Source organism: Thiocystis violacea (genome assembly GCF_016583575.1).
Lineage (GTDB): Bacteria > Pseudomonadota > Gammaproteobacteria > Chromatiales > Chromatiaceae > Thiocystis > Thiocystis violacea.
In genome coordinates, this window is the sequence record NZ_NRRG01000019.1 from 1 (window position 1) to 23,209 (window position 23,209).

At 63.3% G+C, this 23,209-nt stretch carries 19 protein-coding genes and 2 pseudogenes; 11 read left to right on the forward strand and 10 right to left on the reverse strand.

Going from position 1 to position 23,209, the window contains the following annotated elements; translation table 11 throughout:
* Window positions 1-181: 181 nt before the first annotated feature.
* Window positions 182-697 (forward strand): annotated as a pseudogene (locus CKO27_RS10975) (IS1 family transposase); the annotation flags it as partial.
* 311 nt (window positions 698-1,008) lie between these two features.
* Here CKO27_RS10975 and CKO27_RS24970 read toward each other — a convergent pair.
* The 3 genes and pseudogenes from CKO27_RS24970 to CKO27_RS10985 form a co-directional block, all read right to left on the reverse strand.
* Window positions 1,009-1,509: a GAF domain-containing protein gene (locus tag CKO27_RS24970; protein ID WP_276570153.1), complete on the reverse strand. Its 501-nt coding sequence runs from the start codon at window positions 1,507-1,509 to the stop codon at window positions 1,009-1,011.
* 138 nt (window positions 1,510-1,647) lie between these two features.
* Window positions 1,648-2,022: pseudogene (locus CKO27_RS24975) on the reverse strand (GAF domain-containing protein); the annotation flags it as partial.
* A gap of 12 nt (window positions 2,023-2,034) precedes the next feature.
* Window positions 2,035-2,253: a phytochrome family protein gene (locus CKO27_RS10985; protein WP_200374937.1), complete on the reverse strand. Its 219-nt coding sequence runs from the start codon at window positions 2,251-2,253 to the stop codon at window positions 2,035-2,037.
* Window positions 2,254-2,494: 241 nt separating this feature from the next.
* Here CKO27_RS10985 and CKO27_RS10990 point away from each other — a divergent pair, with 241 nt between their 5' ends.
* The 3 genes from CKO27_RS10990 (at window position 2,495) to CKO27_RS11000 (ending at window position 6,604) form a co-directional block, all read left to right on the forward strand.
* Window positions 2,495-4,945 (forward strand): glycoside hydrolase family 31 protein, encoded by a 2,451-nt coding sequence (locus CKO27_RS10990; RefSeq protein WP_200374938.1) that lies wholly within the window; start codon window positions 2,495-2,497, stop codon window positions 4,943-4,945.
* Between the two features lie 161 nt (window positions 4,946-5,106).
* Window positions 5,107-5,295 carry a YgaP family membrane protein gene (locus tag CKO27_RS10995; RefSeq protein ID WP_242470857.1) on the forward strand — a complete coding sequence of 63 codons (189 nt, stop codon included), beginning with the start codon at window positions 5,107-5,109 and terminating at the stop codon, window positions 5,293-5,295.
* A gap of 166 nt (window positions 5,296-5,461) precedes the next feature.
* The gene (locus CKO27_RS11000) at window positions 5,462-6,604 is read left to right on the forward strand and encodes a GGDEF domain-containing protein (protein ID WP_200374939.1); all 1,143 of its coding nucleotides are present in this window, start codon (window positions 5,462-5,464) and stop codon (window positions 6,602-6,604) included.
* Between the two features lie 14 nt (window positions 6,605-6,618).
* On the opposite strand, the gene CKO27_RS11005 is transcribed toward CKO27_RS11000, so the two are convergent.
* Entirely contained in the window at window positions 6,619-7,140 is a 522-nt protein-coding gene (locus CKO27_RS11005) for a TIGR00645 family protein (RefSeq protein ID WP_476718500.1), read from the reverse strand.
* A 324-nt stretch (window positions 7,141-7,464) separates the two neighbouring features.
* On the opposite strand from CKO27_RS11005, the gene CKO27_RS11010 reads away from it, so the two are divergent.
* Window positions 7,465-9,105 carry a tetrathionate reductase family octaheme c-type cytochrome gene (locus CKO27_RS11010; RefSeq protein ID WP_200374941.1) on the forward strand — a complete coding sequence of 547 codons (1,641 nt, stop codon included), beginning with the start codon at window positions 7,465-7,467 and terminating at the stop codon, window positions 9,103-9,105.
* On the forward strand, window positions 9,105-9,758 hold the full coding sequence (locus CKO27_RS11015) for a cytochrome b/b6 domain-containing protein (RefSeq protein WP_200374942.1): 654 nt from the start codon (window positions 9,105-9,107) through the stop codon (window positions 9,756-9,758). Before CKO27_RS11010 ends, CKO27_RS11015 begins: the two co-directional genes overlap by 1 nt.
* A gap of 51 nt (window positions 9,759-9,809) precedes the next feature.
* Here the strand turns inward: CKO27_RS11015 and ubiT are convergent, their stop codons facing one another.
* Window positions 9,810-10,274, reverse strand: coding sequence for a ubiquinone anaerobic biosynthesis accessory factor UbiT (gene ubiT / locus CKO27_RS11020; RefSeq protein WP_200374943.1), 465 nt, complete (start codon window positions 10,272-10,274; stop codon window positions 9,810-9,812).
* Window positions 10,275-10,402: 128 nt separating this feature from the next.
* Here ubiT and CKO27_RS11025 point away from each other — a divergent pair, with 128 nt between their 5' ends.
* The 3 genes from CKO27_RS11025 to CKO27_RS11035 all read left to right on the forward strand — a co-directional run bounded on the left by CKO27_RS11025 (window position 10,403) and on the right by CKO27_RS11035 (window position 12,202).
* Window positions 10,403-11,344: a DUF808 domain-containing protein gene (locus tag CKO27_RS11025; RefSeq protein WP_200374944.1), complete on the forward strand. Its 942-nt coding sequence runs from the start codon at window positions 10,403-10,405 to the stop codon at window positions 11,342-11,344.
* Between the two features lie 229 nt (window positions 11,345-11,573).
* The gene (locus CKO27_RS11030; protein WP_200374945.1) at window positions 11,574-11,819 is read left to right on the forward strand and encodes a type II toxin-antitoxin system Phd/YefM family antitoxin; all 246 of its coding nucleotides are present in this window, start codon (window positions 11,574-11,576) and stop codon (window positions 11,817-11,819) included.
* Window positions 11,816-12,202 carry a type II toxin-antitoxin system VapC family toxin gene (locus CKO27_RS11035; RefSeq protein WP_200374946.1) on the forward strand — a complete coding sequence of 129 codons (387 nt, stop codon included), beginning with the start codon at window positions 11,816-11,818 and terminating at the stop codon, window positions 12,200-12,202. Before CKO27_RS11030 ends, CKO27_RS11035 begins: the two co-directional genes overlap by 4 nt.
* Before the next feature lie 155 nt (window positions 12,203-12,357).
* Here the strand turns inward: CKO27_RS11035 and CKO27_RS11040 are convergent, their stop codons facing one another.
* The 5 genes from CKO27_RS11040 to CKO27_RS11060 all read right to left on the reverse strand — a co-directional run bounded on the left by CKO27_RS11040 (window position 12,358) and on the right by CKO27_RS11060 (window position 18,285).
* Complete coding sequence (locus CKO27_RS11040; protein ID WP_200374947.1) at window positions 12,358-13,752, reverse strand: ribulose-bisphosphate carboxylase; 1,395 nt, start codon at window positions 13,750-13,752, stop codon at window positions 12,358-12,360.
* A 180-nt stretch (window positions 13,753-13,932) separates the two neighbouring features.
* Window positions 13,933-15,138 (reverse strand): AI-2E family transporter, encoded by a 1,206-nt coding sequence (locus tag CKO27_RS11045; RefSeq protein ID WP_338115993.1) that lies wholly within the window; start codon window positions 15,136-15,138, stop codon window positions 13,933-13,935.
* A 148-nt stretch (window positions 15,139-15,286) separates the two neighbouring features.
* On the reverse strand, window positions 15,287-16,690 hold the full coding sequence (locus CKO27_RS11050; protein WP_200374948.1) for an NAD(P)(+) transhydrogenase (Re/Si-specific) subunit beta: 1,404 nt from the start codon (window positions 16,688-16,690) through the stop codon (window positions 15,287-15,289).
* Between the two features lie 12 nt (window positions 16,691-16,702).
* Window positions 16,703-16,999, reverse strand: a complete 297-nt coding sequence (locus CKO27_RS11055) for a proton-translocating transhydrogenase family protein (protein WP_200374949.1) — start codon at window positions 16,997-16,999, stop codon at window positions 16,703-16,705.
* 188 nt (window positions 17,000-17,187) lie between these two features.
* Window positions 17,188-18,285: a Re/Si-specific NAD(P)(+) transhydrogenase subunit alpha gene (locus CKO27_RS11060; RefSeq protein WP_200374950.1), complete on the reverse strand. Its 1,098-nt coding sequence runs from the start codon at window positions 18,283-18,285 to the stop codon at window positions 17,188-17,190.
* 398 nt (window positions 18,286-18,683) lie between these two features.
* Here CKO27_RS11060 and CKO27_RS11065 point away from each other — a divergent pair, with 398 nt between their 5' ends.
* Window positions 18,684-19,838: an FIST signal transduction protein gene (locus CKO27_RS11065; RefSeq protein WP_200374951.1), complete on the forward strand. Its 1,155-nt coding sequence runs from the start codon at window positions 18,684-18,686 to the stop codon at window positions 19,836-19,838.
* Complete coding sequence (locus CKO27_RS11070) at window positions 19,835-23,191, forward strand: response regulator (RefSeq protein WP_200374952.1); 3,357 nt, start codon at window positions 19,835-19,837, stop codon at window positions 23,189-23,191. Before CKO27_RS11065 ends, CKO27_RS11070 begins: the two co-directional genes overlap by 4 nt.
* The last annotated feature ends 18 nt before the right edge of the window (window positions 23,192-23,209 follow it).

A 23,209-nucleotide genomic window follows, 5' to 3' on the forward strand; every position in this document is an offset into this window, starting at 1 on the left:
TATCCTTTTGTCTGTCGCCCGCAGCTTCTCGCCCAACCGCCCTTCCGTGGACCGATTCGTCCCCGCCCGGGCGCTATTCGCGTCGCTGAAATGAATTCCGGCATCGCTATTTGCCAAGAGGACGTTGCCGCGTCATTCAGATCACGGATTCAGGAATCATATAGAGAAGGGTACTACCCATGTTTCCGAGTCCTGGCTCCAAGACTATGTTAATCAAAAATATCGAGAGGTTCCCTGCCAGTTAAATATTCCAAAGCTTTCTGAGTTTCGGCTAGTCGTCGAGTGCGATAAACTTTGGTCATTTGTACTGAAAAAGAAAGAAAAGCAATGGGTTTGGATAGCAAAGGATCGTGATTCTGGATATATTGTTGGCCTTTGTATCGGATCGCGTGGCATTGAAAGTGCGCAAGGATTATGGAATCCTCTGCCATGCTATTATCAAGAGCTAGCAAATTTCTATACCGATTTTTGGGAGGCGTACGAAGCCGTCTTTCCGGAATTCCGTCATTATGCTGTTGGCAAGGAATCGGGAAAAACAAATCATGTCGAACGATACAACGGCACACTCAGACAGCGTATTTCTAGACTCGCACGGAAAGCACTGTCCTTCTCGAAAAAGCTCGAGAACCATATTGGGGCCATTTGGTATTTTATCCATTATTATAATAGCGCTCTTTCAGCTCAGGCTCATCTGTGAAATCATATAGAGAAGGGCACTACCAATGCGTTTTCTGTTCCATTGATCCCCAAACCCCTGTCCTAGCCCGATCCGCCCGGTGCAGGCATTCGAGATAGTCGTCCCAACCCCTCGGCGGATGTCCGCCGCGCGCCTCGACCAAGTCGCGCAGGTCGCCGGCACACACCTCGAAGTTTTCGCCATGCGGGTGCGAGCACCGGTAGCTGACGAAGGCCCCGAGCTGCCGCCGCAACAGATCCGCGGGTATCCTCACTGCGTCTTCCTGGTCGTGGCCGGCGAGCCGCCAGCCAAATTCAGAGCATGGTTTCCAGTCATCGCTGGAGCTGCGTCGCTGTGAACATCGTCAATTGATCCCAGGGGCGGGAAAAGCCGGTCCGAACCTCCACCCACTTGTCGAACGAGTGGCGCGGAGACAGCTTCACCGATCCCTCGGTGGTCTCGACCGGTTTCTCCGGGTTGCCCGCCCAGGCGATCTCCATCGACTCCTCGGGACGGAAGAAATAGAAGCCTACCAGCAGGTTCCCGTGACGTTTCGCTCGCACGCCGATCGACAGCAATCCACGGATGCTTTTCGATGTCTGGGACAGAGGACGCATGGCCTCGGGCAGTCGCTCGTAGGCGGCGACGCTCTCCGACTGGTTGGCCACGCACCAGTCGTGCATCCGGCGGATCAGATCGGGATCGTCTTGCGCGCGGGACAGGGCCACCTGGTCATCCACCAGGATCGCCCCGGCCTCCGCATCGAGCAGGCGGGCGATATCGGCCAGGTGGTTCTGGAACCTGTCGGTGAGGCCGGCGGTCGTCCCCGACATCCCGGCAAGCGGCGCCAGGACGTCTTCCAGGCGCTCCAACCGGACATTCTGGATCCGCCGGCGGTGCGCCGTGAGCGTAGCAACATGTCGAGAGACCAGCTCCTGACATCGGAGCCGCGTGGCCACCGGCACCCTGAGCGGTTCCGGATGGTGGCAGGCGACCAAGCCCCATAGCTTGCCTTCGACGATCACGGAGACCGAGAAAGACGCCGCGACCCGCATATTGCTCAGGTACTCTCGGTGAACCGGAGACACGGAGCGCAGGTCGGACCAAGTCAGGTCGAGTGCCCGACCCGAACCGCTCGCGCCCCGGATGACGATCGGCTCGCGATTGACATCGGGGATGTGGCGATAGGGAGTACGTGCGTAAAGCGCGCGCGCGATGGCGGGAATGTCCGAGGCCGGGAAGCGCAGGCCCAGATAGGCGCCCTTCGAGCGGGTCGCCCGCTCGGCGAGCACCTCACCCGACCAGTCCACCTTGAATTCGTAGAGCATCACCCGATCGAACCCGGTGGCTTTGGCGACTCAGCAACAGACGTCTGCCGGCGGCGCTTGGCAGATCACCGACATCCGGCAGAAAGTCCTGTCGCCAATGAAGGCGGCGGCGTTGTCGCTGGCGGAATCGATCAGGCCGCTCTCGCGATCCACATGGAGCAGCATCCCTTCATCCTGGATGAGTCCGGAGCTGGCCAACGGCTCTCTTTCGCACTCATTGAGCAGCGGGCCAAGGGGCGACTCGGTCATTCCGATCCTCCTCTAGCTGACCGTGATTGGCGCGGGCGGTGTTCCGCGATCCCTTGACGAACAAATGGATAGGAAGTAGATCCAACCCTATCTTGGTTATATCGCGGCGATGACGCTACCATCGAAGGAGTGTTCGAGCAAGGTTACTCGCCGTTGCACGGCCGTTCCAAATTCCCCGATCACTCGGATCATTTCGCGCCCGACACCGGTGCGCCAAAACGCATTCGATAAGGAGCATCCGATGGACGAACCTGTTTTCGCCAACCCTTCCCCCGTGCTCAGTTGGGTGAACGAGGCTTCCGCCTGCGTGACCCGCCATGAGACGGGACTCATGCGTCTCGACGCGGTGGCGGCCGATATCCTGCGAATCCGTTTTTCCCCGTCGGGGCGGCTGACACCGCCCAGACCCTGGAGCCCGGTGCTTGATCTCCCGCCCGCCGGCCTCGCGGTGAGCGAACTGGACGGTGCCCTCCAGATCAGTACCGAGCGACTGACCGCCAGTCTGGATCTCGACTCGGGCACCCTCGCCTTTTCGACCCCCGATGGGCGGCGCTTCGGCGAGGATCTGTCCCCGCCCACCTGGAGGGAAGTCTTGCTTGAGGACACCAGGCTGGAGCATATGCCGGAACCCGAACTGCCCGAGGGCGAGGCCCGGATCGGGGTCTTCCTGAATAAGCGGATGGCGCCCGACGAGGGCTATTTCGGTTTCGGGCAACGCACCGGACGACTGGATCGGCGCCATCGCCGACTCACCAACTGGACCGTCGATCGCGCCTCGCCCGGCCATGGGCGCGGCGACGACAATCTCTACCAGGCCCATCCGATGCTGATGGCGGTCCAGCCGGGGCTGGCTTGGGGGCTGTTTCTCAATTCGACCTGGTACAGCGCTTTCGATGTCGGGGGCGAGTACGAGGATGTGCTCACAGTCTTCACGCTGGGCGGCGAGCTGGATTATTTCATCTTCGCCGGCCCCACGCCGGCGGAGGTCGTGGAACAGCTCACGCGCCTGACTGGACGCCCTATGCTGCCGCCGCTGTGGGCGCTCGGCTACCATCAATCGCGCTGGAGTTATGGCAGCGACAGCGATGTTCGCGCCATCGCCCAGGGCTTCCGGCAGCGCTGGATCCCGTTGGACGCCATCCATCTGGACATCGATTACATGGATGGGTATCGCGTCTTCACCTGGGATCGCGAGCGCTTTCCGGACCCGGCCGCGACCATCGCCGCCCTGCATGCCGATGGGATCCGGGCCGTGACCATTGTCGACCCCGGCGTCAAGCAGGATCTCGGCGGCGACTACGCGGTCGCGGACGCGGGGGTCGAGGGTGGTTATTTCCTGCGTCGACCAGACGGCGAACTCTTCACCGGCTGGGTTTGGCCGGACGCCTCGCTGTTCCCGGATTTCTGTAGCGCCAAGACGCGCCATTGGTGGGGCGATCAGCATGATCCGCTCCTCGGGATCGGTGTCGACGCCATCTGGTGCGACATGAACGAACCCTCCATCGTCGACCGTCCCTTCCGCGAGCGCGGCGTTTGCGAATATCCGATGCCGCTCTCGGTTCGCCACGGCGACGAGGGCGAGGCGCTCCACGCGGAGACCCACAACCTCTATGGACATCTGATGGCGCGGGCTACCTGGGAGGGGCTGGAGCGGCATCGCCCGGAGCGCCGTCCCTGGGTACTCACCCGCTCCGGTTATGTCGGGACGCAACGCTGGGCGGCGAGTTGGATGGGCGACAACAATGCCTGGTGGGAGCATCTGGAGATGAGCCTGCCCCAGCTCGCGAGCATGGGCTTATGCGGATCACCGCATGTCGGGGTGGATATCGGAGGTTTCTACCAGCACAGTTTCGGCGAGCTCTATGCGCGCTGGATCGAGGTCGGGGCCTTTTATCCCTTCATGCGCGCTCATACGCATTGCGACAGCCGGGCGCAGGAGCCCTGGTCGTTCGGGCCGGAGGTCGAGACCCTCGCCCGCGTGGCCATCGAGTGGCGCTACCGACTTCTGCCCTATCTCTACACCCTCGCCCACCGAGCCCACCGAACCGGCGAACCGTTGTTCCGTCCCCTGCTGTTCGATTTTCCCGAGGCCGGGCATCTGCATCAGATCCAGGACCAGATCATGATCGGCCCCCAGCTCATGATCGCCCCGGTCTGCGCCCCCGGTGTCCGGCGGCGTCTGGTCGAACGGCCGCCAGGGACTTGGTACGACCTGCGCGCCGGGGTCCGCGTCGGCGAAGGGCCACTGATCGCCGAGGCCCCGCTCGGCGGCATGCCCATCTTCGTGCGCGGCGGTTCGATCCTCACCCTCGGCCATGTCCGCCAGTCGACGGCGGAACCGCTCACCGAGCTGACCCTGGAGGTCTACCCGGATGACGAGAGCGTCGGCCATTGGACGCTGATCGAGGACGATGGCGAGAGCTTCGAATATCAGGACGGGATGATCGCCGAGACCGACATGAGCATCGCCGCCCTGTCGCAAGGGGCCGAATTGATCCTGGCGGCGCGTCGGGGCGAGCATCGCCCTCCTCCGCGCGCGCTGGTCGTGCGTCTGCATCTGCCCGATCCTCCCGCCGGCCTGATCCTGGATGGCGTCGCGACCGAGGACTGGCATTGGGACGAGCCGCTCAAGGCCGCCGAGTTGCGATTCGCGGACGACGGTGGAGAGCATCGGGTCGCGCCCTGGTATTGACCGGGGATCGAGACGGCTCACCTGGAGACGAATCCGCGAACTTGCGCCGAATGGGTTTCACGCCAACCTTATTTGATTTATGGTTATCGCCCCGCGCCCTTGTCGCGGGTGGCTGGACTCGCCAAGCCATTGATCCAAAAAACCAGATTAGGAGCATCAGTATGAGCATGACCCATAATGTTGGTGATAAGGATAGAATGTATCGCGCTATCGCTGGCGTCATCGTCCTCCTCTGGGGTGTCGCCAATGCGAACCCGGTCGGCCTGATCGGCTTCGTCATCCTGGCCACGGCCTATTTCCGCTGGTGCCCGGTCTACATCCCGATGGGCATCGATTCAACGAAGAAATAGCCACGAGCCCCTCGGCGATTCACGCCCGCGCGGCCGTGGCGCTAGCGAGCGCCAAGGCCGCGTCGCTTTTCCGGATCCTGGGAATTTCTCGCGATTGGACTCGTCCGCCTTCCCTAGACCCGTTACTCTGCTCGCTCAAGAATCATCGAGAAGCATCGAGCACCCCATGGTCAAGTTTTGGAAGCGTGAAGCGGGAGCGGTCGCCACCGAGACGGGAACTGACGTGCCACCCGCGCTGGACGGCCAGGGCCCGCCATCCGGCCTGGAACGGACGGCCCTCGATCAACTGGCTTCCGTGCTCCGTGTCTGGGGTCTGTACGCCTTCGATGTGGATGAGATCAAGGCCGAGGCCATCACCGAGCAACTCGAACGGTGGAGCCGTCATGTGCTCATGGCCTCGCCGACCGGTGACTCCGACGCCGCGCCGGATCCGGACAAGGCGCAAGCGCGCCGCGACTGGGGCGGCCTTCGGGAGTTCGTGACGCGCGTCAGGCGCGGCGAGCAGGCCTATGTGAATCGGCAGATCCTGGGCACGCGACAGGTGATGGGGGATTTCGTCCAGACCCTGGGCCAGGTGCTGGCCGAGGATCAGGAAGAGCAGTCCAGGGTCATGGCGGTAATCCACAAGTTGCGTGGAGCCATCGAGAAAAACGCGCCGGTCGAGGTCTTGACCCAGGAGGCGATGCAGGCCATCGACCTGATCTCCGGGATCGCGCGCGAACGCTCGCAGCGTCATCAGGGACTCCTGAGCGATCTGACCAACAAGCTCCAGACCCTGCGCGGCGAACTGGATGCCGCGCAACGGGAAATGGAGCTGGATCCGCTGACCAGGCTATTCAATCGCAAGGCCCTCGATATCCAGCTCGAACGTGTGTTCGAGCTGTGCAAGCTCTCTGGACAGCCGGCTTGTCTGATGATGATCGATGCCGACCACTTCAAGAATGTCAACGACCAGCACGGCCACCCGGTGGGCGATCTGGTGCTCAAGCGACTGGCCGACTGCTGCGTGCAGGGTTTTCCGCGCAAGACCGATTTCGTCGCGCGTTACGGTGGCGAGGAATTCGCCATCGTGCTTCAGGACACTCACTCGAATACCGGACTACTACTCGGGCAACGGCTGCTTGAGGCCGTGCGGGAGATGAGGATCGAGCACGAGGGCGGCACGCTCGGCATCACGGTCTCGATCGGCATGGCCGAGATCGAGCCTCACGCCAGCTCGGGACAGTGGCTAAGGGCCTCGGACAGCGCGCTCTACGAGGCGAAGAAGGCCGGGCGCGACCGGATCGTGGCCTTGCGCACCGCCGCCTGACCTACTCCTCACGCTTAGTGGGATTTATCGCCGTGATCGCGATGCGCGGCGAAGGAAATTCGATCCAGCACGCCCATCAACAAGGCCGACAGCACGAAGGTCAGGTGAATGATCACGTACCACATCAACTTGTCGCTCGGCATCTGTGAAATATTCACGAAGACCTGGAGCAGATGGATGGATGAAATGGCGACGATGGACGCCGCCACCTTCAGTTTGAGCGTTCCGGCATCCAGCTTGCCCAACCAGTCCAGCTTGTCGTCCCCCTCGCGGACATCGATCCGCGACACGAAGTTCTCGTAACCCGAGAACATCACCATCACCACCAGACTGGCGACCAGCGACAGGTCGATCAAAGCCAGGGTGACCAAGACCATCTCCGACTCGCCCATCGTCAGGATATGCCCGAGCAGGTGGTAGGTTTCCTGGAAAAATTTGATGGCGATCGCGATCAAGGCCAACGACAGGCCCAGATAGATGGGCGCCAGCAGCCAGCGACTGGCATAGAGTAAACGTTCGATCATGCGCTCGAGCACGCCAGGTCTCCTCGACTCATCGTAACAACAGGAAGACCGCGATGAGGGTGACATCGCGGAGGAATCACAAGGCGCGCGGAAGACAGGTCATCCTCCCGCGGGCGGGCGCATTGTAGTTGAGATGCCCCGCTTTCACGCTATCCCGATCGCCTCTTGACGGTACATTGATCTGGAACAGGAAGTCATACCCTTTCGTTTGTCATGTGTCATGGCAAGGGAGGGGCCTTATCCGCAGCATGCGAAGGGATAATAACAACGGCGGACTGGCGACCCCGGCACTCCCGATCGCCCGGTCCGATTCATATCACCCTCGGAGTCTGTCCCATGCGAGCGATCCTCGGACTCACCCTGGCCTTGCTGACACTCGGATCCTTTCCCCTGGCCGATACCCAGGCCCAGGGCGACTGGCCAACCCCACCGGCCCTTGGCGATCCGCCCCCACAGGTCTCCGGCCCCCTGAGCGGCGGCACCGCCGATCACACCAAGTTCGAGATCCTCCAGCAGCCATTCGCCTCCGGACCGGAGGTCACCAAGGCGTGCCTGAGCTGCCATACCGAGACCGGCTCGCACTTCATGAAGAACATCCACTGGACTTGGGAGCATCGCAATCCCGAGACCGGCCAGTTGCTCGGCAAGAAGCACCTGGTCAACAACTTCTGCACCAACGCCCGCGGCAACGAGGGCATGTGCGCCCAGTGTCATGCCGGCTACGGCTGGAAGGACGAGAATTACGACTTCAGCGACGAGACCAACATCGACTGTCTGGTCTGCCACGACCACACCGGAACCTATTACAAGACGCCCAACAGCGCGGGGAGTCCGGCCTGCTCTGTCATGTTCGAGGGCAAGCCGGCCATGGATTTCTCGCTGATCGCCCGTAGCGTCGGCCTGCCCAAGCGCGCCAATTGCGGTGCCTGCCACTTCAACGGCGGCGGCGGCGATAACGTCAAGCATGGCGATCTTTCATCGGCCCTGAAGAACCCGTCTCGCGACGTGGATGTTCACATGGACGCCAATGGGTTGAATTTCGCCTGCACCGCCTGTCACGTCACCAAGTCGCATGTCTGGGCCGGCAGCCGCTACCAGATCGCCGCCAAGGACCATGAAGGTATCGGCAAACCCGGTCAGCGCCGCGACGTGGCCACCTGCGAGTCCTGCCACGGCATGGCCCCGCATCCAGTCGATTCGCTCGCCGCCTTCAAGCGCAACGACCATGTCTCGAGCGTGGCCTGCCAGACCTGTCATATCCCGGAATTCGCCCGCGGCGGCGTGGCCACCATGACCGACTGGGACTGGCGCACCGCCGGCAAGACCCGCAACGGCGAGGGCTATCACGAGAGCGGCTACACCCAGGGCAACGGCGCGCACCGCTACACCTACAAGTCGATCAAGGGAAACTTCACCTACGCCGAGAATCTGGTGCCTCTCTATCGCTGGTTCGATGGGCAGATGAACTACACCACCATCGACACCAAGTTCGACATCACCAAGCCGGTCGCCATCAATGACTTCGGCGGCTCGCGCGAGGATGGCGATTCGCGCATCTGGCCCTTCAAACGGATGCGCACCTGGATGCCGGCGGATATGGGTAATGGCACCCTGGTCTATACCCATCTCTGGGGCGAGGACGAGGATTCCTTCTGGGGCAACTACGACATGGGCAAGGCCATCGCGCACGGAATGAAGGAGTTCGGGCTCCCCTACTCCGGCGAATTCGGCTTTGTCGAGACTCTCTCCTACTGGCCGATCACGCACATGGTGGCGCCCAAGGAAGACGCCCTTTCCTGCGAGGATTGTCACGCCAAGGAGGGGCGCCTACAGGGAGTGGAGGGTATCTACTTGCCGGGCCGCGACCAGAACCGCTGGCTCGATCTGATCGGCATCATCGCGGTCATCGGCACCCTGCTTGGAATCCTGGGTCATGCCCTGATTCGTCTGTTCTCGCCCAAGGGAGAAAACCACTGATGGCCACTCGCCGCGTCAAAATCTTCAGTCTGTTCGAGCGCTTCTGGCACTGGTCGCAGATGCTTCTGATCATGTTCCTGATGTTCACCGGATTCGGGTTGCATGGATTCCATCATCTGCTGGATTTCCAGGCCGCCGTGACACTGCATACGCTCGCCGCCGCCGCGCTGCTGCTGCTGTGGGCCTTTAGTATCTTCTGGCTCTTCACGACCCGGAACTGGCGTCATTTCATCCCGACCGTCAAGGGGATGTGGGGGGTGCTACGCTTCTATATCCTCGGGATCTTCAAGGGCGAACGCCACCCCTACCGCAAGGCCTTCTGGCGCAAGCACAATCCATTGCAGGCCCTGACCTACCTGATGCTCAAGATCGTGCTGTTCCCGCTGATCTGGGTCTCGGGCTTGACCTATGTCTTCTATTTCGTATGGCGCGACGCCTCCCATGCGACCGCCTGGCTGGAGGGAGTGGCGCTGGTGCATACCGCGGCGGCCTTCACGATTCTGACCTTCGCCATCATTCACGTCTATATGCTGACCACCGGGCACTCGTTCCGCGAGCACCTGATGCCCATGATCAACGGTTTCGACGAGGTGGATCTGACCCCCGAGGAAGAGGCCTACCTGCTTAAGGATCAGCCCGAGATCATCCGCTAGACGTCAAGCCTGGGCCGGCGCGGATGGATCCGCGCCGCCCCGGAGCCGGGATCAGCGGCCCGGAAAGCGCATGCTCGCCATCCGATCCAGGGCCCGCATCATGGGTGCCCACCGTGCCGGCGGCTCGAAGGCATCGAGGAAATTCTTGAGATAAAGCCCCAACTCGGTGTCCCCCGACATCCGCAGTCGACGCTGAAAGAAGAGCGTATCCGCATCCTCGCGACGCGCCGCGAGCAGCAGGAATTCGTGCAGTCCGCCGGAGATCGAGGCATCGCCCGGCTTGTCGTCGCCATATCCCCGAATCCGCCCATCGGCGAGACCCAGTCGATAGCGAACCCCGATGTCATCGATCTCGATCGCGATTCGACGATTCATCAGAAAATCCAACTCGCCCTCCTCCAGGGACTCTTTCATGACCTGATTGAGCAGGGTCGCGAGTGCTCGGCTGTGGAGAACGCTCGGGACCAAACGTAGCGGGAAGGTCAAGGGGTACAGCAAACGAAGCGGAGCAGACATGGCGATGATCTCGATCGAATCGTTCGGGAAAAATAGCGGCGAATTTTCCCCCCTCTCCTGGCTCGACACAAGGGAATGACGCAGGTGAAATAGGCCATTCCAAACAGACATCGGGAAATAATGGAATCATGGCCACCAGCCTTCTCGCGCTACTCGACGATATCGCCACCGTTCTGGACGATGTCTCCCTGCTGACCAAGGTCGCGGCCAAGAAAACCGCCAGCGTGCTCGGAGACGATCTGGCCCTCAATGCCGAGCAGGTGCGCGGCGTACGCGCCGAACGCGAACTCCCCGTGGTCTGGGCCGTCTTCAAGGGCTCATTCCTGAACAAGCTCATCCTGGTTCCGACCGCGCTCGCGATCAGCGCCCTCGCCCCCTGGGCCATCCTGCCGCTGTTGATGATCGGCGGACTTTATCTGTGCTTCGAGGGGGTCGAAAAACTCGCCCATGCCTATCCGCGCGACAAGGCCGGATCCAAGGCCCACCATGCCGAGTTGACCGCCGCCCTGGAAGATCCAGGCGTGGATCTCCTGGCCCTGGAGAAGACCAAGATCAAGGGGGCCGTGCGCACGGATTTCATTCTCTCGGCGGAGATCATCGTCATCACCCTGGGCACGGTGGAGCAGGCGGGCTTCATGACTCAGATCATCGTTCTAAGCGGAATCGCCATTCTCATGACCCTGGGTGTTTACGGCCTGGTCGCCGGCATCGTCAAGCTCGATGACGCCGGCCTCCATCTCAGCCGCCGTGACGGCGCGGGCCTCCTGAATTCCTGGTTACGCGCCCTGGGACGCGGCCTCCTGAACGTCGCTCCCTGGCTGATGAAGGCGCTCTCCGTGGCGGGAACCATCGCCATGTTCCTGGTCGGTGGCGGCATCATCGCCCATGGACTTCCCATGGTTCATCATTGGATCGAGCACCTGGGCGAGAGTGTCACGGCCATCGCCGGCATCGGCCCCTTTCTCGGCGCCATCACCCCCATGACCTTGAACGCCTTGGTTGGTCTCGCCGCAGGCGCGCTCGCCCTAGGCGTTCATGCCCTAGTCGTCAGAGGACTAAACAAAGACTGATCGAACCGAATCGAAGCCGATCCGCTCGCCCAATTGAAAAACCCCGCCGAAGCGAGGTTTTGTCCGTCGTCGGTAAGGACGCCGTGGGCGGGTGCCGGCGGCCAGGGAGTCGATGTGGCCGTAGAGGAGTCGCCGCCGGTTGTGTGGGTGACGTTGCCTTGACCCAGGTTGCCGACCTGCCCCAGATCAAACTAAACTCATTGAACTTAGTCTATTTCGCCCGACTGCCATGCGCACCATCAATATCCATGAAGCCAAGACCCATCTGTCGCGCCTCGTCGAGCAAGCGGCGGCCGGAGAACCCTTCGTGATCGCCAAGGCCGGTCGTCCCCTGGTTAAGGTCTTGCCATTGGACGCGCCCGAGTCCGGCCAGATACGACGGCTGGGTTTCATGACCGGACAGATCGCCGTGCCGGATGATTTCGATCGTCTGGGCCAGGACGCCATCGCAAATCTCTTCGCGGGGCAGGTATGAGACTGCTGCTGGATACCCATCTGCTGCTGTGGGCCGCCGGCCTGCCGGAGCGACTCACCACCGAGGCCCGCGCGTTACTCGACGCACCCGAGCATGCGCTCTATTTCAGTGCCGCCAGCCTTTGGGAAATCGTCATCAAGCAGGGACTCGGTCGTGACGATTTTCAGGTCGATGCACGCCTGCTGCGGCGCGGCCTACTGGACAACGGTTATCAGGATCTGCCCATCACCAGCGTCCATACCCTGATGGTCGAAACCCTGCCCGCCATTCATAAAGATCCCTTCGACCGCATCCTCATTGCGCAAGCGATGGCGGACGGCATGACACTCTTGACCACGGACGCTCTGGTGTCCCGGTATCCAGGCCCGATCCGCAAGGTTTGACGAAGCATCGCGAACCACCGACAGGCGTTACCGGACAACCAGCAACGGGCGGTATATGGACCAACAAAAAGGCCCGGCAACCAGGTTGCCGGGCCAGGGATCGAACTGACGGGCGACTTTTGAGGTCGCCTCGCCCAGCGGGTCGTCCGCCGGGATTATTTCTCCAGCGCGACCGACCCCAACTCCTTGCGCCAGCCTGGGAAGAGCTTGTCGGCGTCCTCCGGGAAGGACGCGAAGGCGCGGGCGAATTCCTTGTGCTCCTTGGCGTAGGCGATCGGGTCGGATCCGGACTTCCAGCACTCGTAGGCCTGACGCAGCGAACGGGCGCCGGCGGCCGGGGAGTCGATGTGGCCGTAGGAGCCACCGCCGGCGGTGTTGATGACGTTGCCGTGGCCCAGGTTCTTGAAGAAGCCGGGCAGACGCAGGGCGTTCATGCCGCCGGAGATGATCGGGGCGGTGGGCTTCATGCCGTACCACTTCTGGAAGTAGACCGGACCCTCGCACTCATCGCGCTCGATCATGTAGGCGATGATGCGATCATCCGCCCCACCTTCCATCTTGCCGTAGCCCATGGTGCCAACATGGATGCCGGAGGCGCCTTGCAGACGTGCCATCTTGGCCAGCACGAAGGCGGTGTAGCCGCGATTGGACGAGGGCGAGGTGATCATGCCGTGACCGGCGCGGTGATAGTGCAGGTACTGGTTGGGGTACTGACGACGCGCGGTGGTGATCATGCCGGGACCACCGACGAAGCCATCGACCAGGAAGGCGAGCTTGTCGGCGTCAGAGCCGAAGGTCTCCAGGGCGAAGTCGGCGCGGGCGCACATCTCGTAGTGGTCGTCGGCGGTGATGTTCATCGAGAACAGCTTGGCCTCGCCGGTCTCGTCCTGGGCGCGTTTCATGGCGTCATAGACCAGCGGCATGACCTTCTTGATCGGGGCGAACGTCTGGTTGCCCTGCGGCTCGTCGTTCTTGATGAAGTCGCCGCCAAGCCAGAACTGGTAGGCCGCTTCCGCGAAGGGTTCCGGACGCAGACCCAGCTTGGGCTTGATGATGGTCCCGGCGATATAGCCGCCGTCCTTGACCGGGCGGCCGAGGATGCGCCAGAGGTCGGAGATGTCCTTGGCCGGACCGTCGAACAACTGGATGGCGCGCGGCGGCACATGGAAGTCGACCATCTGGCCGTATTCGATGTCGCCCATGCCCTGATTGTTGCCGATCGTCAGGGTCAGGAAGGAGACCAGCATCATGCGGCCGTCGGTGACGTTGCGGTCGAAGAGATCCAGCGGATAGGCGATGCGCATATCCTCCTTGGCCTCGTCGATGTAATAGACCAGCGCATCGACGCCCTTGGTGAAGTCGTCGGTGGTGCAGACCTCCACGTTGGTGCCGGTGGAGGACTCGGCGGCGAAATGCGCCGCGGCCTCCAGGTAGCCGTGACCGGCCTTCGGCTTCATGCGATAGGCGCAGAGGATGTGGTTGCCACCCTCGATCAGATCGACTTCCTTCAGGCTCAGGTCGGAATAACGTGATGACTGGTCAAGTGCCATTGAACTTCCCTACGGATGGTGAGCGGGCTCGCGCCCATGGAGCAAAGGGGATCACGAGTGAAATACTCCAACTCGTCGAGCAATCTTCCCCCGCCTGATTTCCGCAAAGAATAAATGTTTATTTTTTATAATGATATTCTGATTATCTTATGCGTCTGATAAGTTTTTACTTATGCATCCTCACCACTCGATTCCGCCTCCGGCCGAGAAGACTTCCGACGATCCCTGGCCTTCCGACCGCTCCCTCGCTGGATCCAGAGCGTCGGGCTGGCCGGCCTCCTTGGGCTCCGGGCGCCGACCCCCGACATCCTCCAGCACTAAATTCACGTCCGGCAACACATCGTCGAACTCCACGCCATAGATCTCCCAGATGGAGATGAGCAGCGAGGCGATGAGTGGGCCGATGAAGAGCCCGGCAATCCCGAACATGAAGATGCCGCCGAGCGTGCTGAAGAAGATCATCAGCTCGTGCATCTTGGTGTCCTTGCCCACCAGCATGGGACGCAGCACATTGTCCAGACTGCCGACGACCAGCCCGCAGAAGAGCCCCAGCGCGACCCCGGTGACGACATGGCCCTGGGCGACGAGCACGACGACGGCCGGAATCCAGACGAGGGCGGCGCCCACGTTGGGGATGATCGAGAGGACGGCCATGACCGTCCCCCAGAACACGGCGTTGTCGATACCGGCGACGGCGAAAGCGATGCCCGCCAGACTCCCCTGCAACACCCCGATCAAAAAGGATCCCTTGAGGGTCGCTCGGGTCACCGAGGTGAATTTGTCGAGCATCAGACGCTCGTCGCTGGTTTTGAGCGGCAGGTAGTAGAGAATCTTCAGGATCAGCTTCGGCCCGTCCATCAGCAGGAAATACATGCTGTAGAGGAGCACGAAGGCCATGAAAATGAAATTGACGGTCTTGAGGGTGACGGAAGAGACCCAGTCCACCAGCAAGCGGCTGATCAGGGTCGCCCCTTGGCCGGCCTGCTCGATGATCAGATCCCGGTGCTGGATCACCTGATCGTAGAACGGCAGGTGGCCGAGATAGGCCATGAGTTCGGTCGGATCCTCGATCACGCCCTTGACCGAGACCGAGATCAACTGGCTGACATCCAACGCCTGACCGACCAGGACGCCGATCAGAAGCGCCACCGGAATCAGCACCATGACCGCCATGAGCAGTAGGGTCAGAAGCGAGGCCAGATGGCGGTTGCCGCCAAGCGCGTCTTGCAGTCGCAGAAAGAGTGGACGCGCCAGGGCGCTGAAGAGTCCGGCGAGAAAGAGCGCCATCAGGAACGGCTGGATCATGGCGAGGAAGAGCGCCGAGATCCCGACCGTCATCAAGAGGACGACACCCTTGGTCAAGGTGTCCTGATTCATGTCAGCCATCAAGGTATCCGCCATTGCGCGACCAGGCCAGGTCCGATGGCTCGCAGTCTAGAGTAAGAGCCGCCAGCTTTCAGCCGCCAGTCACGCGATGGCGGTCAGCCCCGTGATCGCGGTCCGCGAGCCGGGGTCTGGCGACTCTCGACGCGCCTCAGTGACCGCCGCCCTTGAGCGCGCTGTTCATGCCGTCGATGGTGTCCTTGGCGTCGCCGAACACCAGGTAGGTGTTGTCCTGATAGAAGAGCAGGTTGTCCACGCCCGAGTAGCCCGGACGCATGGAGCGCTTGAGGAAATAGACCTGGCGCGCGCGTCCCGCCTCCAGGATCGGCATCCCGTAGATGGGGCTGGTCTTGTCCTCCTTGGCCGCCGGGTTGACCACGTCGTTGGCCCCGACCACCAGCACCACGTCGGCGCTCGGGAACTCGGGGTTGATCTCGTCCATCTCCAGAACCTGATCGTAAGGGATGTCCGCCTCGGCCAGCAGCACGTTCATGTGACCCGGCATGCGCCCGGCGACCGGGTGGATGGCGAACTTGACCTCGACGCCCCGCGCCATGAGCAGTTCCATCAGCTCCTTCAACGAGTGCTGGGCCTGGGCCACCGCCATGCCGTAACCGGGGACGATGATGACCTTGCCGGCATCCTCCATCCAGTAGACCGCGTCCTCGATGGCCGCCGACTTGACACCCTTCTCCGCCGCCTGCGCCCCGGCGCTCTCGCCCGCCGCGCCGCTGTCCGATCCGAAGCCGCCGAAGACGACGTTGAGGATGGAGCGATTCATGGCCTTGCACATGATGTAGGACAGAATCGCGCCCGAGCAGCCGACCAGGGCGCCGACGATGATCAGCAGATTGTTGTGCAGCGTGAAGCCGGTCGCCGCCGCCGCCCAACCCGAATAGCTGTTCAGCATCGAGATGATGACCGGCATGTCCGCCCCGCCGATCGGGATGATGAGGGTCACGCCGAGCGTGAAGGCCAGCAGGGTCATGAGGATCAGCGAAACCAGGCTGCCGGTCATGGCGAAATGGACCGCCAGCGTCACGGTCGCCAGACCGATGAGGGCATTGAGCAGGTGCTGGCCCTTGAACTTGACCGGGGCGCCGCTGAGCAGCCCTTGCAGCTTGCCGAAGGCGATGATGGAGCCGGTGAAGGTGATGGCGCCGATCACCACGCCGGCGGAGATCTCGCCCATGAGGACCGCGTTGAGCAGTCCGGCGTCCCGGTAGTGCAGGAAGGTGCCGATACCGACCAGCACCGCCGCCAGACCGACGAAGCTGTGCAGGGCGGCGACCAGCTGCGGCATGGCCGTCATCTGGATACGCATGGCGACGATGGTCCCGATCACCGCGCCGCCCGCGATGCCGGCGATGATGAAGCCGTAGGACTGGACCTCGCGACCGAGCAGCGTCGCCGCGATGGCGATCAGCATGCCGAGCATGGCGTAGAGGTTGCCCCGGCGCGCCGTCGCCGGATGGGTCAGGCCCTTCAAGCCGAGAATGAAGAGGATCGCCGAAAGGAGATAGGCCAGCGCCTGGTGGTTGACTGAGAAATCCATCGGTGAGCGCCCTTACTTCTTTTTCTTGAACATGGAAAGCATCCGGTGGGTCACCAGAAAGCCGCCAAAGACGTTGATCGAGGCCAGCAGCACGGCGACGAATCCGATGATCTGAACCAGCAGGCCGGATTCGGGATCGCCCGCGACCAGCAGCGCGCCGACCAGGACGATACCGGAGATGGCATTGGTCAAGGCCACCAGCGGGGTATGCAGGGAGGGCGTGACGCCCCAGACCACCCAGTAGCCGATGAAACAGGCCAGAACGAAGACATAAAGGGCAACCAGCGAGGGATCGAGTGCCTCGGGCATGTGCGTGACTCCTTTGAATTGGTCAGTGTGCGGTGATCGGTGGACAGCGAGCGGGGATCGGCGGGCAACCGCCTCGATTCGAACCCCGTTCGGGGTCCGCTTCATTTGGCGCCTGGGCCAAACCGCGTTCGCCTGATCGGCGTGAACGCCGGCTCGCATGAGCCGGCGCGCCTCGCCGCGGACGCGCCCTAGACGGAGGCCCGCGCCAGCATGGCCGCCGTGATGTCGTCCTCGTCCAGATTCTTGAGCTGGGGTCCGGACTCGCCCAGTTCGACCATGATCTCGATCAGGTTCATCAGGTTGCGGGCATAGAAGGCGCTCGCGTCCGCCGGGACCAGGGCTGGGAAGTTGGTCAGGCCGACGATGGTCACGCCATGCCGCTCGACGATCTCGTCGGCGACCGTGAGCGGACAGTTGCCGCCGTTGGCCGCGGCCAGATCGACGATGACCGAACCCGGACGCATCCGCGCGACGACCGCCTCGGTCACCAGGACCGGCGCCGGCCGGCAGGGTATGAGCGCGGTGGTGATGATGACGTGCGCCTTGGCCAACTCATCGCTCAGCGCCGCCTGCTGGCGCGCCTTGGCTTCGTCGGACAGCTCCTTGGCGTAACCGCCCTCCCCGGCCCCGCTCTCGCCCAGGTCCAGATCGATCGGCTTGGCGCCGAGCGAGAGGATCTGCTCGCGGGTCTCCGGGCGCACGTCATAGGCATGGACATCCGCGCCCAGCCGACGCGCGGTGGCGATCGCCTGCAAGCCGGCGACGCCCGCGCCCAGGACGACAACGCGCGCGGGCTTGGCGGAGCCGGCCGAGGTCATCATCATGGGCAGGAAGCGGCCGTAACGCGCCGCCGCCTCCAGGGTCGCGCGATAGCCGGCGATGTTGCTCTGCGAGGACAGCGCATCCATGGACTGGGCGCGCGAGGTGCGCGGCATGCGCTCCATGCCGAGCACCCGGATGTTCTTCGCCAGCATCGACGCCACCAGGGCATCCTCGCCGCAGCTCTCCAGCAGACCGATGAAGAGTCCGCCCGAGCGCATCTGGGCGACATCCGATTCATCGGGCCGGCGGACCTTCAGGAGCAGATCGACATCATAGGCCCCGGCGCGATCGGTCAGCCGGGCGCCAGCCTGCTCGTACTCCGCATCCGGATAACCGGCCCGCGTACCGGCGCCGGACTCGACCAGAATGTCGAACCCTTTCCCAATCAGTTTCTTCACCACGTCCGGCGTGGAAGCGACGCGCGTCTCGCCTGGGCGCGTCTCCAAAGGGATTCCGATCTTCATACAGCGATTTGCCCCGTACTCCGGTGTCGCCACCCACCTGGGCGGCAAAATCCGGCGATTATGCTGGCCGGGTTCGATGACCGCAACCTCGAAACCGACCGCTACGCGGCGAGTTCGGCGGCCCCGCCGAGCCTGGCCAGGAGATTCAGTCCACCCTCCCGGAACAACGACGGCCTGAACCGGCGGGCCTCCAGAGGCCGATCCCAAGGCCCTTCGGCACCGTCGCGACACCTTGGGTGTCCGACTTCCGGTCGTGGCGTACCCCGCCGCCAGGGATCGCGAACCAGCGTCGAACCAGCCGTTTTTCCTGTGTCGCTGAAGGCTTGGAAGTGGATAGAATCGACACCCCAAACGGATGAAACCGTGGCAACCGATACGAATGGGCTTTTCGCGCCAGTATGAATGAAGAGACCTTTCACCTGTTGGAGACGCTCGGCGAGGACGGCCTGCTCCCGGTCCTCTCGGTTTGGCGCGACCGCTATCCGCGCGGCGCCATCATCGCCCTGGTCGCCGAATCCGAGCGCTCGCGGCTGCCCCTGCTCCAGGCCGCCTGTCGCGCCCATGGGCTGGTTCTGCTGGGCGCGCTCTTTCCCGGCTTGATCCGGCAGGAAAGGTTCGTGACCCAGGGCGCCTGCCTGCTCGTTCTGCCAGGCGTGCCGCGTCATGCGCTGATCGATCGGCTCGATGCCGATGGACCCGGATCCGCCGCCAGGATCGCCGCCGCCCTGCCCCAGGATCTCGACGCCGAAGCGCCCCCCACACTGTTCATGATCTTCGATGCCATGGTGCCCAATATCGCCAGCATCCTCGATGATCTCTATCTGGAACTGGCCGATGGGGTCCGCTATCTGGGCGCCAACGCGGGCAGCGAAACCTTCCAGCCCATGCCCTGCCTGTTCGATGGCGAACGACTGATCGGTGATGGCGTGCTCTGTCTGCTGCTGCCGGGCGACTGGAACACAGGGCTGATCCATGGCTACCGCGCGCCGGACGATCTCGTCACGGCCACCGCCACGGCGGGTAACAAGATCGTCGGCATCGACTGGCGACCAGCCTTTCCGGTCTATCGCGACAAGGTATTGGAGCGTTACGGGGTCGCCCTCGATCGCGAGAATTTCTACCGCTACGCGGTGCATTTTCCATTCGGCATCGAGCTGGCCAACGGTCAGACGCTGGTGCGCATCCCGGTCGCCCTGGACGCCGACGATGGCATCCTCTGCGTGGGCGAGGTGCCGAACAACGCCCTCCTGACCCTGCTCCAGTCACCGGAGGTGGATTCACTGGATACCGCCCGCTCGCTGGCCGAGCGGCTGCGCCTGGAGCCTCCGGCCTATCCCTGGCTGCTGTTCTTTTACTGTGCCGGGCGGCGCCTGCACCTTGGCGAGGCCGCCGAACGGGAGCTGACGGCCTGCGCCCGCGAGATCGGCGCGGACCCGATCGGCGCCTTGACGCTCGGCGAAATCGGGAGTCTCGGCGAGGGTGCCTACCCCTTGTTCCACAACGCCGCGGTACTGGGTATCCGCTGGAAGGCGCCCGGCGACAAGCCCGCATGAGCCAGAACGCACGACATACCCGCCTGCTGTCGATGCTCTATGACCTGGTGCGGGTCATCGGCGGTGAATCCCAGCCCGAACCCCTGCTGACCCGAACCATCCAGCGCCTGCTCTTCCACACCGGGCTTCCGGCGGGCGTCGCGCTGGAGATCACCGATCAGGAGGGCCAGCCAGCCGTCCGCCTGGCCTCGGTGGTCGGCAACCGGCGTCTGGAGGCGCACCGGGGCGAGCTGGTTCCGGTCTCGGCCTCCTGGGTCAGCGGCCCGATCGCCGGGCTGTCCGAGGAGTCCGACCTCGACGGGATCCGGGCACTCCTCCATGGCCATGGTTATGTCCTGCGCCTGCCGGTCACGGACTTCGGCGCCATGGTGCTGTTCGGACCGGCCAGCCAGGCCTCCGACCTGCCGCTGTCCGAGCTCTTCCCGCCCGTGCTGGACAATCTGGCCAAGGCGATCCGTCTGTGCCAGACCAACGCGGCCTACACGCGACGCCTCGAACTGGATCGGGAAACCGCGCAATCGCGGCTCGCCGCGAGCGACAGGCTGCTAGAGGCCGAGCGCGCCCGTCTGCGCACCCTGATCGAGGCGGTGCCGGATGTCATCTGGCTCAAGGATCCGGACGGGGTCTATCTGCTCTGCAACCGCATGTTCGAGCGTCTCTACGGGGCGAGCGAGGCGGACATCCTTGGCAAGACGGACTATGACTTCGTCGAACCGGAACTCGCCGATTTCTTCCGCGCCAATGATCGCAAGGCCGCCGAGCTGGGCCGGCCTTCGACGAACGAGGAGTGGCTGACCTTCGCCAGTGATGGTTATCGCGGTCTGTTCGAGACCATCAAGACGCCCATGTATGACAACCAGGGGCAACTCGTGGGCGTGATCGGTCTCGCTCGGGATATCACCGCGCGCAAGACCGAGCAGGCCGAGTTGCAGCGCCGAGAGGAGATCTACGGCGCCATCGTCAATCAGGCGGCCGACGGCATCGTACTGATCGACAGCGTGACGCGCCGCTTCGAGGAGTTCAACGACGCCGCCTGCCTTCCGCTCGGTTACAGCCGCGCCGAGTTCGCCGACCTCACCCTCGAAGACCTCACCGGGCTCCCGTCGGCCGAGGTGGCGGAGCGGATGGATCGCATCCTCGCGATGAACGCCGCGACCTTCGAGATCCGTCACCGGCGCAAGGACGGTGAGTGGCGCGACATCCTGGTCAGCAATCGCACGGTGTGCATCGGCGATCGGATCTTTATCGCGGCCATCTGGCATGACGTCACCGAGCGCAAGGGCGTCGACGCGGAGCTGGAACGCCACCGGCAACACCTCGAGGAGTTGGTCGCCGAGCGCACGGCCGAACTGGAGGCGGCGAATCAGGCCAAAAGCGTCTTCCTTGCCAACATGAGCCACGAGATCCGCACCCCGATGAACGCCATCATCGGGCTGACCCATCTGTTGCGGCGCGAGATCGAACTCCCCCGACAACGCGAACAGCTCGACAAGGTCGCCGGGGCCGCCCGGCACCTGCTTGGGGTCATCAACGATATCCTCGACTACTCCAAGATCGAGGCCGGCAAGCTGACCCTGGAGTCGAGCGATTTCGATCTCGATCAGGTTCTGGAGAACACGTCCAACCTCTTGGCGGACAGGGCCGCCGCCAAGGGCCTGGAGCTGGTGATCGACATCGCCGAACTGCCGGGCAAGCTGCATGGCGACGGGCAGCGACTGGGGCAGGTGCTGCTCAACTTCGCCAGCAACGCCATCAAATTCACCGAACGCGGTTGCGTGCTGATCCGCGGACGACTCCTGTCCCGCACGCCGGAGCGACTGTCGATTCGCTTCGAGGTCAGGGACACCGGGATCGGCGTCACCCCGGAGCAGCGACGCCGGCTCTTTCTGCCCTTCGAGCAGGCCGATGCCTCGACCACCCGTCTCTATGGCGGAACGGGGCTGGGGTTGGCCATCAGTCGCTGTCTGGTCGAGGGCATGGGCGGTCGGATCGGCTGCGAGAGCGAACCCGGCCAGGGTGCGACCTTCTGGATGGAGATCCCCTTCGGGCCGGTCTCCGAGCCCTCGCCGGCCGAGCCGGATCCTGGCGACTGGCGTGCCTGGCGCGTGCTGATCGCGGATGATCTCGCCGAGTCGCGCGCCGCCATGGCGGCGATCCTGAGCCACCAGGGGATGCGGGTGACCTGCGTGTCGTCCGGAGCCGAGGTGATCGCCCAACTGCTGAGGTCGGAGTCTCGCGGTGAGACCTACGACCTGGTGCTGCTCGACTGGCGGATGCCCGACATGGATGGCCCGGAAACGGTCCGTCACCTGCACCGCCTGTCGCTCGCCCAGACGCCGCGACTGATCCTGCTCGATGCCTCGCTCGCCTTGCCGCGCGAGGAAGCCGAGGCGCTGGGCGTCCAAGGCCACATCCTCAAACCGTTCACGCCGCGCGGGTTCATCAACCGTCTGGCGGGATGGCTCTCGTTGGACGCGGCCTCCGAGGTGGTCGGAACGCCGCGTCTGTCCGAGACGCGATTGGCGAGACACCGTGGTCAACGCATTCTGCTGGCCGAGGACAACCCTTTGAATATGGAAGTCGCGCTGACCCTGCTGCGACAGGTCGGCCTGGCGGTCGATCACGCCGAGAATGGTCTGATCGCCGTACGCCTGGCCGAAAGTCAGCCCTATCGTCTGATCTTGATGGACATCCAGATGCCACTGCTCGATGGATTGGAGGCCACGCGCCGGATCCGCGCCCTGCCAGCCCATCGCGAGACCCCCATTCTGGCCATGACGGCGAACGCCTTCGACGAAGACCGGGATTTCTGTCTGGCGGCCGGGATGAACGACCACGTCTCCAAGCCGGTCGATCCCGAGACGCTCTACGACGTGCTGCTCCGCTGGCTGCCGCCGCCCGACCTCGCCGTCTCCGAGCCCGCGACGCCGGCCTTGACCAGGACGGTGCTCGGCGCGGAAGAAAACAGGGAAGACGTGGAAGGCCTGGAGAGACGGCTGCGTGGGATCGCCGGCCTGGATCCAACCCTGGGCCTGAGATCGGTACGCGGTCGCCTGCCTACCTACGTGCGATTGCTGAGACAGTTCCGCGTGCATCACCGCGAGGATATGCGCACACTTCTGGCGTTGCTCGAACAGGGTGACCAGGAAAGCGCACAGCGCGTCGCGCACAGCCTCAAGGGGGTCGCGGCCACGCTGGGCATGAGCGAGCTTCAGGGACAGGCCGCGGCGCTCGAACAGTCCCTAAAGCAGGGGAACGACCGCGAGGCGATTCGGGCCGAGGCGCTAATGCTCGACCAATCGCTCGGGAATCTGATGCTCGCCCTCGCCGCCAATCTCCCGGACCAGGATTGAGGCCCGAAAGAGTACGCT

Coding starts and splice junctions, on each gene's coding strand:
- CKO27_RS11055 (WP_200374949.1), bottom strand. CDS start 16,999: ATGCCCGAGGCACTCGATCCCTCGCTGGTTGCCCTTTATGTCTTCGTT.
- CKO27_RS11070 (WP_200374952.1), top strand. CDS start 19,835: ATGAGCCAGAACGCACGACATACCCGCCTGCTGTCGATGCTCTATGAC.
- CKO27_RS11050 (WP_200374948.1), bottom strand. CDS start 16,690: ATGGATTTCTCAGTCAACCACCAGGCGCTGGCCTATCTCCTTTCGGCG.
- CKO27_RS11030 (WP_200374945.1), top strand. CDS start 11,574: ATGCGCACCATCAATATCCATGAAGCCAAGACCCATCTGTCGCGCCTC.
- CKO27_RS10995 (WP_242470857.1), top strand. CDS start 5,107: ATGAGCATGACCCATAATGTTGGTGATAAGGATAGAATGTATCGCGCT.
- CKO27_RS24970 (WP_276570153.1), bottom strand. CDS start 1,509: ATGTCGGGGACGACCGCCGGCCTCACCGACAGGTTCCAGAACCACCTG.
- CKO27_RS11065 (WP_200374951.1), top strand. CDS start 18,684: ATGAATGAAGAGACCTTTCACCTGTTGGAGACGCTCGGCGAGGACGGC.
- CKO27_RS11045 (WP_338115993.1), bottom strand. CDS start 15,138: ATGGCTGACATGAATCAGGACACCTTGACCAAGGGTGTCGTCCTCTTG.
- CKO27_RS11015 (WP_200374942.1), top strand. CDS start 9,105: ATGGCCACTCGCCGCGTCAAAATCTTCAGTCTGTTCGAGCGCTTCTGG.
- CKO27_RS11025 (WP_200374944.1), top strand. CDS start 10,403: ATGGCCACCAGCCTTCTCGCGCTACTCGACGATATCGCCACCGTTCTG.
- CKO27_RS10985 (WP_200374937.1), bottom strand. CDS start 2,253: ATGACCGAGTCGCCCCTTGGCCCGCTGCTCAATGAGTGCGAAAGAGAG.
- CKO27_RS11040 (WP_200374947.1), bottom strand. CDS start 13,752: ATGGCACTTGACCAGTCATCACGTTATTCCGACCTGAGCCTGAAGGAA.
- ubiT (WP_200374943.1), bottom strand. CDS start 10,274: ATGTCTGCTCCGCTTCGTTTGCTGTACCCCTTGACCTTCCCGCTACGT.
- CKO27_RS11035 (WP_200374946.1), top strand. CDS start 11,816: ATGAGACTGCTGCTGGATACCCATCTGCTGCTGTGGGCCGCCGGCCTG.
- CKO27_RS11010 (WP_200374941.1), top strand. CDS start 7,465: ATGCGAGCGATCCTCGGACTCACCCTGGCCTTGCTGACACTCGGATCC.
- CKO27_RS10990 (WP_200374938.1), top strand. CDS start 2,495: ATGGACGAACCTGTTTTCGCCAACCCTTCCCCCGTGCTCAGTTGGGTG.
- CKO27_RS11060 (WP_200374950.1), bottom strand. CDS start 18,285: ATGAAGATCGGAATCCCTTTGGAGACGCGCCCAGGCGAGACGCGCGTC.
- CKO27_RS11000 (WP_200374939.1), top strand. CDS start 5,462: ATGGTCAAGTTTTGGAAGCGTGAAGCGGGAGCGGTCGCCACCGAGACG.